This is a genomic window from Streptomyces sp. NBC_01288, assembly GCF_035982055.1.
In the GTDB taxonomy this organism is placed as follows: Bacteria; Actinomycetota; Actinomycetes; order Streptomycetales; family Streptomycetaceae; genus Streptomyces.
The window spans coordinates 9,966,315-9,983,851 of sequence record NZ_CP108427.1; the positions used below are offsets into that span (position 1 = coordinate 9,966,315).

16 protein-coding genes are annotated in these 17,537 nt (G+C 71.2%); 9 read left to right on the forward strand and 7 right to left on the reverse strand.

What is annotated here, in order from left to right:
- Positions 1–375: 375 nt before the first annotated feature.
- The 5 genes from OG194_RS44825 to OG194_RS44845 all read right to left on the reverse strand — a co-directional run bounded on the left by OG194_RS44825 (position 376) and on the right by OG194_RS44845 (position 5,889).
- On the reverse strand, positions 376–1,938 hold the full coding sequence (locus OG194_RS44825) for an MGH1-like glycoside hydrolase domain-containing protein (RefSeq protein ID WP_327406468.1): 1,563 nt from the start codon (positions 1,936–1,938) through the stop codon (positions 376–378).
- A gap of 77 nt (positions 1,939–2,015) precedes the next feature.
- Positions 2,016–2,792 (reverse strand): NPP1 family protein, encoded by a 777-nt coding sequence (locus OG194_RS44830; protein ID WP_327406469.1) that lies wholly within the window; start codon positions 2,790–2,792, stop codon positions 2,016–2,018.
- 134 nt (positions 2,793–2,926) lie between these two features.
- Complete coding sequence (locus OG194_RS44835) at positions 2,927–3,877, reverse strand: ATP-dependent DNA ligase (protein WP_327406470.1); 951 nt, start codon at positions 3,875–3,877, stop codon at positions 2,927–2,929.
- A 184-nt stretch (positions 3,878–4,061) separates the two neighbouring features.
- Positions 4,062–4,706 (reverse strand): response regulator transcription factor, encoded by a 645-nt coding sequence (locus OG194_RS44840; protein WP_327406471.1) that lies wholly within the window; start codon positions 4,704–4,706, stop codon positions 4,062–4,064.
- 22 nt (positions 4,707–4,728) lie between these two features.
- Positions 4,729–5,889: a sensor histidine kinase gene (locus OG194_RS44845; RefSeq protein ID WP_327406472.1), complete on the reverse strand. Its 1,161-nt coding sequence runs from the start codon at positions 5,887–5,889 to the stop codon at positions 4,729–4,731.
- A 256-nt stretch (positions 5,890–6,145) separates the two neighbouring features.
- Here OG194_RS44845 and OG194_RS44850 point away from each other — a divergent pair, with 256 nt between their 5' ends.
- Positions 6,146–6,790 (forward strand): TetR/AcrR family transcriptional regulator, encoded by a 645-nt coding sequence (locus OG194_RS44850; RefSeq protein ID WP_327407410.1) that lies wholly within the window; start codon positions 6,146–6,148, stop codon positions 6,788–6,790.
- Positions 6,791–6,838: 48 nt separating this feature from the next.
- Positions 6,839–8,068 (forward strand): cytochrome P450, encoded by a 1,230-nt coding sequence (locus tag OG194_RS44855; protein WP_327406473.1) that lies wholly within the window; start codon positions 6,839–6,841, stop codon positions 8,066–8,068.
- Positions 8,069–8,115: 47 nt separating this feature from the next.
- Here OG194_RS44855 and OG194_RS44860 read toward each other — a convergent pair whose 3' ends face one another.
- Positions 8,116–8,880, reverse strand: a complete 765-nt coding sequence (locus OG194_RS44860) for an SDR family NAD(P)-dependent oxidoreductase (protein WP_327406474.1) — start codon at positions 8,878–8,880, stop codon at positions 8,116–8,118.
- Positions 8,881–9,214: 334 nt separating this feature from the next.
- Here OG194_RS44860 and OG194_RS44865 point away from each other — a divergent pair, with 334 nt between their 5' ends.
- From OG194_RS44865 to OG194_RS44890, 6 genes are all read left to right on the forward strand, one after another.
- Complete coding sequence (locus OG194_RS44865; RefSeq protein ID WP_327406475.1) at positions 9,215–9,937, forward strand: response regulator transcription factor; 723 nt, start codon at positions 9,215–9,217, stop codon at positions 9,935–9,937.
- A gap of 360 nt (positions 9,938–10,297) precedes the next feature.
- A complete protein-coding gene (locus OG194_RS44870) occupies positions 10,298–11,539 on the forward strand; it encodes a cytochrome P450 (protein ID WP_327406476.1) in 1,242 nt (413 codons plus the stop codon).
- A 50-nt stretch (positions 11,540–11,589) separates the two neighbouring features.
- On the forward strand, positions 11,590–11,787 hold the full coding sequence (locus tag OG194_RS44875) for a ferredoxin (protein WP_327406477.1): 198 nt from the start codon (positions 11,590–11,592) through the stop codon (positions 11,785–11,787).
- Positions 11,784–12,959, forward strand: coding sequence for an NAD(P)/FAD-dependent oxidoreductase (locus tag OG194_RS44880; RefSeq protein ID WP_327406478.1), 1,176 nt, complete (start codon positions 11,784–11,786; stop codon positions 12,957–12,959). The genes OG194_RS44875 and OG194_RS44880 overlap by 4 nt, the downstream gene beginning before the upstream one ends.
- Positions 12,940–13,779, forward strand: coding sequence for an SDR family oxidoreductase (locus OG194_RS44885; protein ID WP_327406479.1), 840 nt, complete (start codon positions 12,940–12,942; stop codon positions 13,777–13,779). The genes OG194_RS44880 and OG194_RS44885 overlap by 20 nt, the downstream gene beginning before the upstream one ends.
- A 90-nt stretch (positions 13,780–13,869) precedes the next feature.
- Positions 13,870–15,651, forward strand: coding sequence for a flavin-containing monooxygenase (locus OG194_RS44890; protein ID WP_327406480.1), 1,782 nt, complete (start codon positions 13,870–13,872; stop codon positions 15,649–15,651).
- Between the two features lie 24 nt (positions 15,652–15,675).
- On the opposite strand, the gene OG194_RS44895 is transcribed toward OG194_RS44890, so the two are convergent.
- Positions 15,676–16,479: an EamA family transporter gene (locus OG194_RS44895; protein WP_327407411.1), complete on the reverse strand. Its 804-nt coding sequence runs from the start codon at positions 16,477–16,479 to the stop codon at positions 15,676–15,678.
- A gap of 173 nt (positions 16,480–16,652) precedes the next feature.
- Between OG194_RS44895 and OG194_RS44900 the strand changes: the two genes are divergently transcribed.
- Positions 16,653–17,507, forward strand: coding sequence for a LysR family transcriptional regulator (locus OG194_RS44900; RefSeq protein WP_327406481.1), 855 nt, complete (start codon positions 16,653–16,655; stop codon positions 17,505–17,507).
- Positions 17,508–17,537: the final 30 nt, after the last annotated feature.

Consider the following 17,537-nt stretch of genomic DNA (forward strand, 5'->3'; position numbering starts at 1 on the left):
AGCACGCTAGGCGCGGGGCTGCGTCCGCAGAACGGCCCGAAGGCGGAAGACCCGCCCACCTCCGGACCTAGTCCCGAGGACCGAAGCGGGCCGGGCTCGGGGTTGTGTCGTTTTGCGGGGCGAAGCCGGCCGCGCTTCGGCAACCCCCTGATCTAAAAGCGGCGCTGGGCCGTGTCGATATGCGGCTCCGCCGCGCAGGCGCGACCAGCTACGCAGGCGGGGCTGGGCGAAGCCGCCCGCACCTCGAAAGCACCCTGGTCTTAAAGGGGCGCGGGGAACTGCGCGACCAGCCACGACGGCGCGGCAGCCGAACGACTACCCATCAAGGCCCCGCGGCGGAGCCGCACATCACCCCCCCCCCGACCAGCGGATCGCTCACTCCGCCAGCACGATCGAGATCACCCGACGCCCCCGCCCACCCGCAGCCACGACCGGCGAACCCGAAGCCCCGTCCACCGTGCACGACTTCACCCGGCTCCCACCCCCGCTCAGCGTCACATCGACCGACATCCCCCGATACGGCAGCCCACGCAGACTCACCGCCCCCCAGTTCGCCGGCAGGCACGGGCTCAGCCGTAGGGAGTCGTCCGTGAAGGTCAGCCCGAACAGGCCGTCGTGGATCAGGCGGAGGTACGCCGTCGCCGACCAGGTCTGGTCGGGCTGGGAGACGAAGTGGTCGGCGTGCCCGCTCGCGTCGCCCTGCCAGCCGCCGTCCACCGCCCCGGAAACGGAGTTGTACAGCTCGTAGAAGCCGCCGCTCGCCGTGACCAGGTCCGCGAGGGTGTCGACGGCGAGGGCGAACGGTTCGGCGCGGCCCGCGTCGGCGGCGGCCTGGCCGTACAGCCCGTGGACCATCGGCCAGACCATCACGTTGTGCCGTCCGGGGTGCCCGTCGTCGAAGCGCGGGAAGTGCGGCCAGACGTTGACGATGCCGTACGGCTGCCAGTGCGTGGAGTCGAGGATCCGGACGGCGCGTTCGGGGTCGGCGACGCCGAGGAGGATCGCGAGGGCCAGGCCCGCGCCCTCCTGCGACGTGTCGACGTGCCCGGCACGCGTGCCCTCGCCGTGCACGAGATAGGCGTAGGTGCCGGCGTCCGCGCGCCACAGGTGCTTGTCGATCGCCGTGCGCAGATGCTCCGCGTCCGAGCGGAACGAGGCGGCCTGCACGGGGTGGCCGAGAGCCTCGGACATGGCGGCGAGGGCGAGTTGGGCGCCGTAGTAGAGGGAGTTGGTCGACAGGCACATCAGCTTGTCGGCGTGTGGATGGTCCAGGACGAAGGACGAGTGCACGGATGTCGAGGCGGGCGGGCTGGGGTAGCCGGAGATGCCGTCGTTCATGAAGCCGGGGCCCTCGAAGAGGCCGAACGACGAGTTGAAGTGTTGGGCGCGGCGGGCCGCGAGGGTGTGCGCGGACGTGTCGTAGGCCCGGGTGAGGAAGTCGCGGTCGCCGGTGACCAGGTAGTGGTGGTGCGCGGCCAGGACCCACACGATCTGGTCCCACCACTGGTTGTCCTGCTGGACCACGAGGCCGTCCCGCGTGCGGTCGACCACGGACCACAGCGTGTTGCGGCCGACGTCCGGTGCCAGCAGACTCACCCCGCTCCACGCGTTGACGGCCGCGTCCCGCGTCCACCGCTGCGGCGAGGGATACCCGCCGCCCGCCCGGACGACGGTGCCGGGCGGATAGGACAGCAGGCCGGAACGGTCGTACACCGAGCGGTCGGCGCCGATGGTGTTGGCGCCGGAGACGGATCTGAGCGCCGAGGCGTAGACGGTGCCGAGGCGGCGTTGGACGGCCTGGTCGTCGAAGGCGAGGGTGGGCATGGTGTATCCGTTCCCGGGAGCCGGGCCCTGCGCACCCGCCGGGACCGCCGTCGCCCCGGCGATGCCCAGCGCGATCAGGAGAGCCCGCCGCGAGATCCCGCGTTCAGCTGCCACGTTCCGTCCTCTCGGGCTCCCGGGGTCGAGATGACTCCGGGAGCCCTGAGAACGATGGTGCCCCCTGGACGGTTCGGTCAGGCGGCCGGGTCGAACGTGATTCCGGACGGTTTGGCCGACGTCAGGTGGGCCACGAAGTTCGCGTCCTTGAGACCGAAGTTGGCACTGCCGAAGTCGTACGCGCTCAACTTGTCGCGCAGGCCCGCCGGGTAGCCGTTCCAGCCGACGAGCGGCGGGTACTGCCAGGTGTGCTTGTCGTTCTCCGGAGGCTCGTCGTTCGCGTTCCCCAGCCGGAAGTCGTGCGTGCCGATGCCGTCCTTGTGGTAGACGATCTTGGCGTGCGTGCCGTCGAAGCGGACGTCGGACGCCGCGTGCACGGTGAACGAACCGTGGTTGGACGTCGAGACGTACTGGATCGTGCCGTTCTGCACCCACACCACGACGTGTTCCCAGTCGTTGCGATGTCCGCCGATGCTGCTGTTGGCGACGGCCTGGTCCTTCTCGAAGTAGAGGCCGTACATGTACGCGCACCAGCCGTTGTTGCACTTGTAGCGCGAGTAGCTGTTGGTGTTGTCGAGGTCCGAGGCGTCGTGGCACTCGCCGCTGAGCGAACCCGTCGGGTTCAGGCCGCCGTTGATCGTCCCGTCGGGGCCGATCGCGGGCGTCGGGTAGCAGCCGTCCGTGTCGTAGTCGAAGGCGGGCAGATACGTCTGTTCGGCGGCTTCGGCGTTCGCGGGCAGCGCCGTGGGCGGGGCGGCGAAGGCCGCGGAGGGGAAGGCGATGACGAGCGCGGCGGCACCGCCGAGGCCGACGAGCCACCTGCCACGACGGGTGCGGGACTTCTGGGACGACACTGCGTCCTCCTCTTGGGTGCAGCCCAACGGCTCTGGGGGGAAAGGGCTTTCATGGTGCCGACTTTCCATGTACGCGCCAAGGGGGTGGGGTGTCACTTCGGTAACGGGCGACCCAATACTTGATCTACGCAACTTCATTGACGCTCGGGCAGATCCGCCGCCGACTCCTCCGGCGCGAGGTCCGGGCGCAGCCGCAGCCAGGACGGCTGGCGCAGCATCCCGGCCCGGGTACGGGTGCTGTAGCGGACCTCGCCGACCAGCCGGGGCACCACCCAACGCGCGCCGGCCACCCGCGGTACGGGGTCGAAGGGGCATGTGTCGGTCCCGGCCGCCCGCAGGAGTACGGCGAGTTCGGCACGCTCGGCCTCGCTCCAGCCGGTGCCGACATTGCCGACGTACCGCAGCCGGCCGCCCGCTCGCTGCCCCACCAGCACCGCGCCGGGCAGGCCTGTCAGGCGCCCCTTGCCCGGCACCCAGCCGCCGACCAGCACGTCCTCGCTGCGCAGGTTGCGGATCTTGATCCAGGCGCGGGAACGGACCCCGGGTTCGTACACCGAGTCCAGCCGCTTGCAGACCAGGCCTTCCAGTCCGTGCTCGCGGGTGGCCCGCAGGGCTTCTGCGCCATGTCCGGTGAGGGCGGCGGGAGTTGACCAGTAAGGGCCGTCGAGGTCGAGGTGCTCCAGCGTGGTGCGTCGATGGGCGTAGGGGAGGGTGAGGAGCGGTTGTCCGAGGTGGGGGATGTCGAACAGCACGAGATGGACAGGTGTTTCGGCGGCTCGGCGCGCCGCCTGCGCCGGTGACCCGGCCAGGCCCATCCGGCCCTGGAGCAACTGGAAGTCGGCGCGGCCTTGTTGATCCAGGGCGAGCACCTCGCCGTCGAGGATGGCCGGGGTGGTGCCCAACTCCCGGGCCAGGGCGAGTAGTTCGGGGTAGGCGGCGGTGATGTCCTCGCCGGAGCGGGCGCGCAGGAGGACGCTGCCGTCGCCGGGGAGGTGGACGAGTACGCGCTGGCCGTCCTGTTTGGTCTCGTAGGCCCACTGGGCGTCCTGTGCGGTCGGCGGGAGGGGGCCGGGGGTGGCGAGCATGGGCGGGATGCGGGGGAGGGGTGGTGGCGGGGTCACGGCAGAGGTGTCGACGGGCTTGGGCGGTGGCACGCGTGTTTCGGGGTGGGTTCGCCTGAACGGGGGCGGTTCGGCGCGAGGGGCGCCGGGTGTGCCTACGTGCCGCCGCCCGTGTCATCCCCGGGTGCGAAGAGCGGCGGCCCGTGCGTCACACGTTCTGGAGGTAGGCCAGTACCGCCAGCACCCGGCGGTGCCCGCTGTCGCTCTGCGGCAGGCTCAGCTTCAGGAACACATTGCCGATGTGCTTGCTGACAGCGCGTTCCGTGACGACCAGGGTCTTGGCGATCGTCGTGTTGTCGTGCCCCTCCGCCATCAGCTTCAGCACCTCGCGCTCGCGCGGGGTCAGCGAGTCCAGCGGTGAGTTGCGGCGCCGGGTGAGCAGCTCGGTCACCACCTCGGGGTCGAGCGCCGTACCGCCGGCCGCCACCCGGTCCAGCGCGTCGAGGAACTCGTCCACGCGGCCGATCCGGTCCTTGAGCAGATAGCCGACCCCGCTCGCCCCGACGCCCAACAGCTCGGCGGCGTACGACTCCTCGACGTACTGCGACAGCACCAGCACCGGCAGCCCCGGGATCTTCTCCCGTGCCTCCAACGCGGCCCGCAGACCCTCGTCGCGGAAACCGGGCGGCATCCGCACATCCAGCACGGCCACGTCCGGCCGGTGTTCGAGCAGCGCGGGCAGCACCTCGGGCCCGCTGCCCGCGACGGCCACCACCTCGTGGCCTGCCGATGTCAGCAGCAGGACCAGCCCCTCCCTGAGCAGGGCGTTGTCCTCGGCGAGCACCACTCTCACGACAGTTCCGCCTCAACCACACTCACCAGACGCACGGCAGCTCCACTTCGATCACGGTAGGTCCCCCCACGGGGCTGGTCACAGTCACACCGCCGTCGAGCGCGGCGACCCGGCGCCGCATGCCCAGCAGCCCCGTTCCGCCCGCTTCGTCGGCTCCGCCCCGGCCCTCGTCGCGCACCCGGACGCGCAGTCCGGTGCGGGCGCGGGCGAGGTGGACGTCGGCGCGGTCGGCGCCGCTGTACTTGGCCGCGTTGGTCAGCGACTCGGCGATCACGAAGTACGCGGCCGCCTCCACCGCCGCGGGCGCGCGCGGCCCGTCGTGCCCGTCGGTCAGCCCGTCCACGGTCACGGTGACGGTCAGCGCGCTGCTGGCGGCGAGCGCGCGCACCGCGCCGACCAGGCCGCGGTCGGTGAGGATCGGCGGATGGATCGCGCGCACCACGTGCCGCAGATCCGTCAACGCCTCCTCGGCCAGCGTCTGCGCGTCGTCGAGCATCCTGCGCGCCGCCGCCGGGTCCTGGTCGTAGGCCCGTTTGGCGAGCCCGATCCGCATCGACAGCGAGACCAGCCGGGCCTGGGTGCCGTCGTGCAGGTCGCGTTCGATCCGACGCAGCTCGGCGCCGTGTGCGGCGATCGCGCCCGCCCGGGTCTGCACCAACTCCTCCACCCTGACGGCCAGTTGGGCCTTGGGTGAGGGCTTCAGCAGGACGGTGGACCAGTACGCGTCGAGATCCGCGAGCCGGCTGATCAACGGCAGGACGACGGCCCGGCGGCGCAGCAGCCCGCACCACACCCCGTCGACGACCAGTCCCAGCGGCCACAACGGCAGCATCAGCACGGGCAGCGTGCCGTAGGCGTAGTAGGCGACCATCCAACGGAAGTCGGTCAGCGTGCCCGGGTCGCGGACCGCCGTGCGCACCCGCTCCCGCACGGTGCCGGTGAGCGGCTGGTACGCCTCGGGGATCTTCCGGCCCGTCCAGGCGCCCGCCTGCTGCCGCTTGGCCCCGGCGATCCGCCGTATCAGCAGCACCGTCTCGGGCAGCATGAACGCGCCGACCACGGCGGCCGTGGCCACCGCGGTGAGCAGCAGCACGGTGATGAAGATGTACGACCCGAAGGCCATCGCGGCGGAGACGACCAGCTGGACTGTCGCCCGGGCGGCCTCCCGCACGGTTGCGCGCATGAAGATCAGGTTAGGCGCATCCGTCCGGGCGCGGGGGAGCGGGCGGAGGAATCGTCGAGGCAACACGTCAGCCAAGATCCAAGTCTGCTCGATCGGGAGGAAACCGCACATGAGCCGGTGGGCGGCACCCGTGAAGCCGCTGTCCGCGTCGGGGTCTGTGTGGCCGGAACGCGACGTTGTTTAAGTCAGTTGCTTGACCTGAATGAGGGATTCCGGTTGTCTGGGGCGCGTGTCCAGGAGAACGGCGGTGGCCGCGATGGCGGACGGGACGACAGTGCGGACCGAAGTGGTCGCCGGTACCCGGGAGTTGATCCTCACGACGGCGGAGCGGTTGTTCGCCGAACTCGGCGTCCACGCCGTCTCCAACCGCCGGGTCAGCGAAGCCGCCGGCCAGGGCAACAACGCGGCCGTCGGCTACCACTTCGGCACCAAGGCCGACCTGGTACGGGCCATCGCCCGCAAGCACGCCGAACGGGTCGAGGGGAACCGGGTCCGCCTGCTCGCCGAGATCGGTGACTCCGCGGACGTACGGGACTGGGTGTCCTGTCTGGTCCGCCCGAACACCGAGCATCTGGCGGCCCTCGGCAGCCCCACCTGGCACGCCCGGTTCTGTGCCCAGGTCATGACCGACCCCGCCCTCCACCGGATCATGGTCGAGGAGTCCCTCAACTCCCCGTCCCTGCGGCAGCTCGTCGACGGACTGTGGCGGTGCCTGCCCCGGCTGCCCGACGAGGTGCGCGCCGAACGCGCCTCCATGGCACGCCACTTGATCCTCCACGCCTGCGCCGAACGCGAGCGTGCCCTCGCCGAGAACACCCCTACGCCCAGGGCGAGTTGGCATGACGCCGCCACCGGCCTCGTCGACGCGATCGTCGGCCTGTTGCAGGCCCCCGCCACCTGACCCCCCACCCGAACCACCCGACCGTACGAGCAGAGAAGCGGTGAACCGATGCCCCCCACACCGAACGCTGTCGACCAACTCCCCACCGACATCGCCCCGTTCCCGATGCCCAGGGCCGCGGCCTGTCCCTTCGACCCGCCGCCCCGGCTGCGCGCCGAACAGCAGGAGCGACCGCTCACCCGGGTCCGCCTGTGGGACGGCAGCACCCCCTGGCTGGTGACCCGGTACGCCGACCAGCGCACGCTGCTCCTGGACCCGAGGGTCAGCGCCGACGTCACCCGGCCCGGCTACCCGGGCCAGATCGCGTTCACCGGCGAGAACACCGCCAGTTTCATCCTCATGGACGACCCCGAGCACGCCCGGCTGCGCCGGATGGTCACCGCGCCGTTCGCCATCAAACGGATGGACGCCCTGCGCCCCGCCGTCCAGAAGATCGTGGACAACCTGATCGACGACCTGCTGGCCGGCCCCAACCCGGTTGATCTGGTCCAGGCGTTCGCGCTGCCCGTGCCCTCGCTGGTGATCTGTGAACTGCTCGGAGTGCCGTACGGCGACCACGACTTCTTCCAGGAGAACAGCAGCACCCTCATCAGGCGGGACGCGTCCACCGAGGAGCGGATGGCCGCCAGCGCACGGCTGATCGAGTACCTCGACGGCCTGTTGGGCACGAAGGCGACCAACCCCGCCCAGGATCTGCTGTCCGGGCTGGTCGCGCGGATCGAGTCGGGCGAGCTGACCAGCTCGGAGGCGGCCCGCATGGGCGTGCTGCTCCTGGTGGCCGGGCATGAGACGACCGCCAACATGATCGCCCTTGGCACCCTCGCCCTGCTCGAACACCCCGACCAGCTCGCCCTGTTGCGGGACACGGACGATCCCAAGCTGGTCGTCTCGGCGGTCGAGGAACTCCTGCGGTACCTCAACATCCCGCACAACGGACGGCGCCGAGTGGCCCTGGAGGACATCGAGTTCGCGGGCGAGACGATCCGCGCGGGCGAGGGCATCATCCTGCCCAACGACATCGCCAACCGGGACCCCGACGCCTTCACCGACCCCGACCGCCTCGACCTCACCAGGCCCGAGGCCCGCCGCCACGTCGCCTTCGGCTTCGGCGTCCACCAGTGCCTGGGCCAGCCGCTGGCCAGGATGGAACTCCAGGTCGTCTACAGCACGTTGTACCGCCGCATCCCCACCCTCCGCAGGGCCACCGACCTCGACAGGATCCCGTTCAAACACGACGGCTCCGTCTACGGCGTCCACGAACTGCCCGTCGCGTGGTGACAGTCGGGCCGTCCTGACCCGACCGAGGTGATGGCCCGGCGCGCCGGTCATACGGCGCACCGGCCGTCGTCGACGGGCAGCACGGCTCCGTTGATGTGCCGGGCGGCGTCGGAGGCCAGGAAGACGAGCGCCGCCGCCTGCTCCTCCGGGAAGGCGATCCGGTCGGAGTCCACGAGCCCGGGGCCGATCACCCCGGGGCCGTGGGCCCGCGCGTCGACGTCGTAGGTGATGCCCGTCGCGGTGGCCCCGGGGGCGATCGCGTTCACGCGGATTCCCCGCCCCCGGTACGTCACGGCGAGAGACCTCACCAGGCCCACGATCCCGTGCTTGGCGGCGGTGCAGGCGGCGCCCGCCGCGCTGCCGCGCAGGCCGGCCTCGGCGGCGGTGAAGACGATCGTGCCCCGCCCGGCGGCCAGCATGTGCGGCAGCGCGGCCCGGGTCAGCAGGAAGGGTGCCGTCAGATTGATCCGTACGACCCGCTCCCACTCGGCGTCGCCGGTGTCCGCGAGGGCCGACATCCGGTCCGTGATCCCGGCGTTGTTGATCAGCACGTCCAGCCCGCCGAACGCGTCGACGGCGGTGGCGACGACCTCGTCCACTACCGCTCGCTCGCTCAGATCACCGACGACACGCACGGCGGAACCGCCGTCGTGCTCGATCTCCTTGACCGTCCGCTCGGCGCCCACCCGGTCCTGGTCCGCCACCACGACCTCGGCACCCGCGAGCGCGAACCGCAGCGCGGCGGCCCGCCCGATCCCGGACCCCGCCCCGGTGACGACGACACTGCGCCCGTCAAGACCGATGCCGTGCATGGCGTACTCCTTGGTTCTGCGCGCGTCCGCCGCGGTCGTCCCGAGGTGGGGGAGAGGGTTCGTCCGCGGACCCGGCGCCGATCCGGGGGGAGTGGCCGGCGACCGGGTCCGGGACGGCGCCGACCCCCGTCCCCACGGGTTCGGCGCGGGGGCCGCCTTCCGCTCAAGACGGCCCCGGCTCTGGTGAGCGAGGGCTCAGCTGTGCTCCCGACTCCTGTCGGCCCGCGCTCGGGGCGGGCTTCCTTGAGTTAGGCAAGCGTATCTGACTTACTTGAGTCAAGCAATCGAATGTATATTGCTTGAGTCAGGCAAGCAGGACGGTAGGGTGACGCTCATGTCCACGTACGACAGCATCAGTGAGACACGATCACTCGCCCGCGGTGGCGGGCAGCATCTGCTCGTCGCCGTGGACGAGCCGGACAACGCCGAACTCCTCTCCACGACACTGGAGTTGGCGGGCTACCACATCAGGACGGCCGGCAACGGCACCGAGGTGGTGTCCCGGCTCGCGGAGCAGCGGTTCGAACTGGTCGTCATAGACGCGGAGTTGCCCGAGATGGACGCCCTCGCGCAGGGCCGCCGGCTCGTCACGCACCGCCCGCCCGTCCTCCTGCTCACCGGCTGGGACGCCCTCGACAAGCTGCTGCCCGAACTGGGCGCGGGGGAGCGGGACTACGTCACCAAGCCCTTCCGGATCGCCGAAGTCCTCGCCCGCATCCAGGTGTTACTGCGCGGCCGGGGCGGCGGACGCGACGGCGCGCTGCACTACGCCGACCTCGTCCTGGACGACACCACCTGCCAGGCGCGGCGCGGTCGACGTACCCTCGATCTCACGCCCGCGGAGTACCGGCTGCTGCGCCACCTCCTCGTCAACGCGCACAAGGTGCTGTCCAAGGAGCAGATCAGCCGCTACGTCTGGGGCGACTTCCGCGGCGACAACGCGATGGAGCAGCTCGTCTCCCGCCTCCGCCGCAAGGTTGACCAGGAGGGTGCGCCCCTGATCCACACGCGCCGGGGTTTCGGCTACTGGCTCGGGCGGTCGGCCGACGAGCGGTGAGGGCCCTGCCGGGGGAATTGCACGGGATGCGCGGAGCAAATATGGACACCCTGTGAAGCCGGGGTGTCGGGCGGTGTCACGGTGACGTGGTGCCGCCCGTTTTTCGTTACGTTCGCGAGTCGATGTCGTCGCATCACGTCCAGTCAACTCCCATGCAATTCAGCTGAGTTGACCCTCCATGGCATCTCTGTCCGGTTCATGGCAACAGCGTCGACATGTGATCTGGGCCACGTCAGGTTGTTGTCAGGAAACTGACCGGAAGGCGTCAGCCCGCTCTGTTTGCATGTGCTCATCGAGGCCTCGATCCCAGTACCCCGGCGCTCCGCCCCCACACGGAGCCCCCCACCACCGAGGAGAGACATGGCCGACACCCTGACCGACACCGCGCCCGACACGGCGGCGGCGGTCCCCGAATACCCGATGCAGCGGGACGCGCGCTGCCCCCTCGCCCCGCCGCCCGCCGTGCACGGACTGCGCGACGGGAAACCGATCAGCCGGGTCCGCATCTGGAACGGCACCACGCCCTGGCTGATCACCCGCCACGCCGACCAGCGCGCCCTGCTCACCGACCCCCGCGTCAGCGACGACGACCTGGAAGCCGGCTTCCCCTACGTCAACGCGCACCGCGCCGACATCGCCCCGCACACCCCGCGGATGATCACCAACACCGACGCGCCCGAGCACACCCGGCTGCGCCGCACGGTCAACGCGCCGTTCGTCGTCAAGCGGATCGAGGCCATGCGGGCCCCCATCCAGAAGATCGTCGACGAGCTGATCGACGACATGCTGGCCGGCCCCAACCCGGCCGACCTGCTCACCGCGCTCGCCCTGCCCGTCCCCTCACTGGTCATCGCCGAACTGCTCGGAGTGCCGTACGAGGACCACGACTTCTTCCAGCACAACAGCAGCATCTCGCTCGACAGCGCCTCGACCCCCGAGGAGGCGCGGGCGGCGAGCGGCGCGCTGGGCGCCTACCTGGACAAGCTCATCGGGCTGAGGCTGGAGAACCCGGCCGAGGGCGTCCTGTCCGAGATGGCCGGGCGCGTCAACAACGGCGAGATGACCCGCACCGAGGCCGTCCACATGGGCGTCGCCATGCTCATCGCCGGGCACGAGACCACCGCCACGATGATCAGCCTCGGCACGCTCGCCCTGCTCCAGAACCCCGACCAACTCGCCCTGGTGCGCGACACGGACGACCCGAAGGTCATCGGCGGCGCGGTCGACGAACTGCTCCGCTACCTCACCATCGTGCAGACCGGCGTCCGCCGCGTCGCCAAGGAGGACATCGAGATCGGCGGCGTCACCATCCGCGCCGGCGAGGGCATGATCTTCGACCTGCACGCCGCGAACTGGGACCCCGAGGCGTTCCCCGAGGCCGACCGCCTCGACATCACCCGGCCCGCCCGCCAGCACCAGGGCTTCGGCTACGGCCCCCACCAGTGCCTCGGCCAGAACCTCGCCCGCCTCGAACTCCAGGTCGTCTACGGCACCCTCTACCGCCGCATCCCGACCCTCCGACTGGCCGCCCCCGTCGAGCAGTTGGCCTTCGACCGCACCGGCACGACCTACGGCGTGGCCTGTCTGCCCGTCACCTGGTGACCACCCCCTTACGAACGAACACGAACGAACAGAGAGCAGAGGACACAGCCATGAAGGTCGAACTCGACGAACCGAAATGCGTCGCCTCCGGGCAGTGCGTGGTCGCCGCCCCCGACGTCTTCGACCAGCGTGACGACGACGGCGTGGCGATCCTCCTGGAGGAGCAGCCCGGCACCGAACTCCTCGACGACGTAAGGGAAGCCGTGGCGGTCTGCCCGGCCGCGGCCATCCGACTGGTGGAGCAGTGACACGGATCGTCGTCGTCGGAGCCTCGGCCGCCGGACTCGCGGCGGCCGAGACTCTCCGCCGCGAGGGCTACACCGGCACGCTCACCCTCGTAGGGGAGGAACCGCACGCGCCCTACGACCGGCCGCCGCTCTCCAAGCAGGTCCTCGCCGCCGAGTGGGAACCCGACCGGGTGGCTCTGCGGACCCCGGCCGACCTGAGCGGGCTCGACCTCGACCTGCGGCTCGGGGTCGCCGCGACCGCGCTCGACCTCGCCGCGCAGGAGGTGTGGCTGTCGGACGGCGCGCAGGTGTCGTACGACCGGCTCGTCATCGCCACCGGGGTGCGTCCGCGCAGGCTGCCGGGCGAGGGTGCGCATGTGCTGCGCACGCTCGACGACGCGCTCACACTGCGCGAACGGCTCAGTCCTGGGCGGAAGTTGGTGGTGGTCGGCGCCGGGTTCCTCGGCGCGGAGGCCGCCGCCGTGGCCTGGCGGCTGGGCGCCGAGGTCACCCTGCTGGAACCGGCCCCCGTGCCGCTGGCGCACGCCGTCGGCGAGCAGGTCGGGCAGGTGCTGGCGCAGGCGCACGTGGACCACGGCGTGAAGCTGCGCACCGGAGTCTCCGTCACCGAGGTGACCGACGAAGGCGTACGGCTCGGGACCGGCGAGGAGATCGAGGCCGACGAGGTGCTCGTCGCGATCGGCTCACTGCCCAACACCGAGTGGCTTGCCGACAGCGGACTCTCCGTCGGCGACGGCGTGGTGTGCGACGAGTACTGCGAGGCCGCCAAGAACGTCTACGCGGCCGGTGACGTCGCCCGCTGGTACAACCCGCTCTTCGGCACCTCGATGCGCATCGAGCACCGCACCAACGCGGCCGAACAGGGCATGGCCGCCGCGCGCAACCTCCTCAACCCGGAGGCGCGCAAGGCGTTCTCGCCGGTGCCGTACTTCTGGTCCGACCAGTACGACATGAAGATCCAGGCCTACGGCTATCTGCGCGGCCACGACGAAGTCGCCGTGGTGGACGGGGACTTGGGCGAGCGGCGGTTCGTGGCCGCCTACCGCACCGGCGACCGGCTCACCGGCGCCCTCGCGGTCGGCATGCCGCCCAAGGCGATCCGCGTATGGCGACAGGCCATCGTGGCAGGAGCGAGTTGGCAGGAGGCCGTCCATGGCGCAACGACCGTCTGAGGAACCCCGCGACGTCGTCGTGGTCACCGGTGCCGGAGGCATGGGGACGGCGATCGCACGCCGTATCGGCAGCGGCCGCACCCTGTTCCTCGCCGACGCCTCACGCGGCCAACTCGACCGCACCGTGGCCGCGTTGACCGCCGAGGGCTACGCGGCACACGGCGTCCTCACCGACATCTCCGACCGTGCGGCCGTGGACAAGCTGGCCCAGACTGCGGCCGGCGAGGGCCGGGTCGTCGCCGTGGCGCACACGGCCGGGGTCTCCGCCTCGATCGCCTCGGCGCGGACGGTCCTGGAGGTCGACCTGCTGGGCACGGTCCACGTGATCGACGCCTTTGAGGCGGTGGCGGGCCGCGGTACCGCGCTCGTCGCCGTCTCCAGCATGGCCGGGCACTACGCCTCGCTCAGCCCCGAGGACGAAGCCGCTCTGGCGACCGCACCGGCGGAGGAACTGCTCTCCCTGCCCGTCGTCACCGCCGTGGGCGACGACTCGCTGCGCGCCTACATGGTCGCCAAGCGCGCCAACCACGTGCGCGTGGAGGCCGCCGCGCTCGCCTGGAACCTGCGCGGCGCCCGCATCAACACCGTGAGCCCCGGCGTCATCTCGACCGCGATGTCGAAGGCCGAGGCCGAGTCGCCGCACGGCGGGCACATGCTCAAGATGATCGACGACTGCGGAGCGCGCCGCACCGGGACACCCGGCGAGATCGCCGACGCGGTGGCCTTCCTCACCGGCCCGCAGGCCCAGTTCATCACCGGCACCGACCTGCTCGTCGACGGCGGACAGGCCGCCTGGGTCCGACGGCACATGCGGCACTGACCGTCCCGCCCGGACGCCGGTCACCCCACGGACACCGGCGTCCGGCCCCGTCGTACCGCATCGCACCCCTCGACGACTGAGAGGACCAGCATGTCCGTCACCCCCCACACCGACCCCGGCTTCGACCCGGAGGCGCTGCGCGCCAAGTACCGGGCCGAGCGCGACCGGCGTATCCGGCCGGACGGCAGCGCCCAATACCTGGGCGCCACCGGCGAGTTCGGCTACTACGCGGACGACCCCTACGCCGACACCGGCCTCACCCGCGAACCGCTCGACGACCGGGTCGAGGTCGCGATCGTCGGCGGCGGATTCGGCGGTCTGCTCGCCGCCGCACGGCTGCGCCAGGCCGGCGTCCAGGACATCCGGGTGATCGAGAAGGGCGGTGATTTCGGGGGCACTTGGTACTGGAACCGCTACCCCGGCATCCACTGCGACATCGAGTCCTACATCTACATGCCGCTGCTGGAGGAGGTCGGCCAGGTCCCCGGGTGGAAGTACGCGCCGGGGGAGGAGATCCGCCAGCACGCGCGGGCGATCGGCCGCCACTTCGACCTCTACCGGGACGCCTGCTTCCAGACCCAGGTCACCGAACTCGCCTGGGACGAGGGTGAGTCGGAGTGGCTCGTCGCGACCGATCGGGGCGACCGCATCAGGGCCCGGTACGTGATCGTCGCGCTCGGCACCCTCAGCCGTCCGAAGCTGCCCGGCATCCCGGGGATGGAGACCTTCCGGGGTCACACCTTCCACACCAGCCGCTGGGACTACGGCTACACCGGCGGCGACGCGGACGGCGGCCTGACCGGCCTCGCCGACAAGCGGGTCGGACTCATCGGCACCGGCGCGACCGCGATCCAGGTGGTGCCCCATCTCGGGCGCGACGCCCAGCAGTTGTACGTGTTCCAGCGCACCCCGTCCTCCGTCGACGTACGCGGCAACCGGCGCACAGATCCGGAGTTCGCCCGGACGCTCACCCCCGGCTGGCAGCAGCGTCGTAGGGACAACTTCCTCGCTCACGTGGCCGGTGGAGGTGCGGCCGAGGACCTGATCGACGACGGCTGGACCACAAGTGCCGCGCTGCTGCGGACGTTTCTGTCGGGCAGCGGTGAAACGGGCTCGGCGGACACGGCCGAGGTCGCCGACTTCCGGAAGATGAACGAGCTGCGCGCCCGGGTGGACGCGCTCGTCGAGGACCCGGCGACCGCCGAGGCGCTCAAGCCCTGGTACCGGTACATGTGCAAGAGGCCGACGTTCAGCGACAGTTACCTCCAGACCTTCAACCGGCCCAACGTCACGCTCGTCGACACGGCCGACCAGGGCGGTGTCGAGAAGGTCACCGAGAACGCGGTCGTGGTGGGCGGCGTGGCGCACGAGGTGGACTGCCTGATCTTCGCCACCGGCTTCGACCTCAGCGTCGGGTCCGCCCAGCGCATGGGGATCGACATCCGGGGCCGGGGCGGGGTGACCCTCGCGGAGAGCTGGGCGGACGGGCCACGGACGCTGCACGGGGTGACCGTGCACGGCTTCCCGAACCTGTTCCAGTTCAACTCGATCCAGAGCGCCTCCGCCGTGAACATGGTCCACATCCTCGACGAACGCGCCGCACATGTCGCCGGGGTCGTCACCGAGGCCCGCAAGCGCCAGGCCCGGTACGTCGAGCCGACCGCCGACGCGGAGACGGCGTGGATCGCCACGATCCGCGAAAAGGCGCAGGACACCTACGCGTTCCTCGCCGAGTGCACGCCCGGCTACTACAACAACGAGGGCAAGCCCTCCGAGCGCAGCGAGTCGTACGGTGGCGGACCCATCGAGTTCCACGCACTGCTCAAGGACTGGCGGGAGAACAGCGACATGGGCGACATCCTCGCCGAGTGACGTGACGGCGGAGGGGCGGGAGTCTCAGTCCCGAGTGGTGAGAATGCTCAGCGCGTTCGCGGCCACGACGGCACCGATGCCCGCCCACTCCGCCCAGCCCAGCCGCTGCCCGAGGCCGATCCACCCGACCACGGCGGCGAGCACGGGATTGACGCTCATGAACAGCCCGAAGGCCGGAGCCGGCACCCGGCGCAGCGTGAACAGATCGGCCAGATACGGCACCGCCGACGACAGCACCCCGGCCGCCACCGCGCACGCGGCCGCAGTGAGGGTCGGCGGCTGCCGGACCGCGACGACGATCCCGACCGGCAGGAACATCAGCGCGGACACCCCGGCCGCCGCGGCCGACCCCTGCGCTCCGGGTATGCGCCTGCCGACGGTCCGGTTGAGCAGGATGTACGACGCCCAGCACACGGCGGCCAGCAGCCCGAGCCCCATGCCCAGGTAGTCGGCCGAGGGGCGCGGCCGCATCAGTGTCACCACGCCCGCCACCGCGATCACCGCACAACAGGCGTCCACGCGGCGCCGGGTCGCGGCCAGCGCGATGGACAGCGGACCCAGGAACTCCAGCGTCACCGCCAGACCGAGGCCGACCCGGTCGATGGCGGTGTACAGGGACAGGTTCATCGTCCCGAACACCACGGCCAGCAGCAGCACCGGCCACCACTGCCGCCGACTGAACTCCCGCAACCGGGGCCTGCCCACGGCGAACAGGACGGTGGCGGCGACGTACTGGCGCACCGCGACGACCCCCACCGGCCCGATGACCGGGAAGGCGAGGGAACCGATCGCCGCGCCGAGCTGGTTGGACAGCCCGCTCCCGGCCATGGTGGCGACCCCGACGAGGCCCACCCGCGACGGCTGCGGGGTGTCAAGGTCCTTGGCGGGCAGGGGAGTTGAGGCGGCGGCGCGCGCGGGGGCGACTTCAGGCATGCTCCGATCGTGCGCCCGTTTGACACTTGCGCAAAATGCAACAGCGGGACGATCTATACGCTTGAGTCATGGATACGGAGCTGAGGCAGCTGCGGTGTCTCGTCGCGATCGTCGACGAGGGCACCTTCACCGACGCCGCCGCCGTGCTCGGCGTCTCCCAGGCCGCCGTCTCCCGCACCCTCGCCTCGCTCGAACAGACCCTGGGCGTACGGCTGTTGCGGCGCACCTCCCGATCGGTGACCCCGACGAGCACCGGGCTGCGGGTGGTCGCGCACGCCCGGCGGGTGCTCGCCGAGGTCGACGACCTGGTCCGTGAGGCCACCTCGGGCCACGCCCATCTGCGCATCGGCTACGCCTGGTCGGCGCTCGGCCGGCACACGCTGCCCTTCCAGCGCCGCTGGAGCCGGGCGCACCCGGAGACCGACCTGCACCTGGTCCGCGTCAACTCGGCCACTTCCGGTCTCGGGGAGGGCACCTGCGAACTCGCCGTGGTCCGCAGGCCGTTGGACGACCGGCGGTTCGAGTCGGCCATCGTCGGGCTGGAGCGGCGGCTGTGCGCGATGGCCTCCGACGACCCGCTCGCCCGGCGCCGCTCGGTCCGGCTGGCCGACCTCGCGGGGCGTACCCTCCTCGTCGACCGCCGGACCGGTACCACGACCGCCGATCTGTGGCCGCCCGACTCCCGCCCGGCCACCGAGGACACCCACGACGTGGACGACTGGCTCACCGTCATCGCCACCGGCCGCAGCGTCGGCATGACCGCGGAGTCGACCGCCAACCAGTACCCGAGGCCCGGAGTCGTCTACCGCCCGGTGCGCGACGGCGAGCCCATCGCCGTACGGCTCGCCTGGTGGAAGGACGACCCGCACCCCGCCACCCAGGCCGTACTGGAACTGCTCACCGCGCTCTACCGCGAGGCCTGAGCCTGTCACCCGGGTGGCCCACGGCGGTGG

Excerpts from the sequence above, each read along its gene's own strand:
- OG194_RS44835 (WP_327406470.1), bottom strand. The coding sequence starts at position 3,877 with ATGCTCGCCACCCCCGGCCCCCTCCCGCCGACCGCACAGGACGCCCAG.
- OG194_RS44890 (WP_327406480.1), top strand. The coding sequence starts at position 13,870 with ATGTCCGTCACCCCCCACACCGACCCCGGCTTCGACCCGGAGGCGCTG.
- OG194_RS44895 (WP_327407411.1), bottom strand. The coding sequence starts at position 16,479 with ATGGCCGGGAGCGGGCTGTCCAACCAGCTCGGCGCGGCGATCGGTTCC.
- OG194_RS44900 (WP_327406481.1), top strand. The coding sequence starts at position 16,653 with ATGGATACGGAGCTGAGGCAGCTGCGGTGTCTCGTCGCGATCGTCGAC.
- OG194_RS44845 (WP_327406472.1), bottom strand. The coding sequence starts at position 5,889 with ATGCGCGCAACCGTGCGGGAGGCCGCCCGGGCGACAGTCCAGCTGGTC.
- OG194_RS44850 (WP_327407410.1), top strand. The coding sequence starts at position 6,146 with ATGGCGGACGGGACGACAGTGCGGACCGAAGTGGTCGCCGGTACCCGG.
- OG194_RS44875 (WP_327406477.1), top strand. The coding sequence starts at position 11,590 with ATGAAGGTCGAACTCGACGAACCGAAATGCGTCGCCTCCGGGCAGTGC.
- OG194_RS44885 (WP_327406479.1), top strand. The coding sequence starts at position 12,940 with ATGGCGCAACGACCGTCTGAGGAACCCCGCGACGTCGTCGTGGTCACC.
- OG194_RS44855 (WP_327406473.1), top strand. The coding sequence starts at position 6,839 with ATGCCCCCCACACCGAACGCTGTCGACCAACTCCCCACCGACATCGCC.
- OG194_RS44870 (WP_327406476.1), top strand. The coding sequence starts at position 10,298 with ATGGCCGACACCCTGACCGACACCGCGCCCGACACGGCGGCGGCGGTC.
- OG194_RS44860 (WP_327406474.1), bottom strand. The coding sequence starts at position 8,880 with ATGCACGGCATCGGTCTTGACGGGCGCAGTGTCGTCGTCACCGGGGCG.
- OG194_RS44865 (WP_327406475.1), top strand. The coding sequence starts at position 9,215 with ATGTCCACGTACGACAGCATCAGTGAGACACGATCACTCGCCCGCGGT.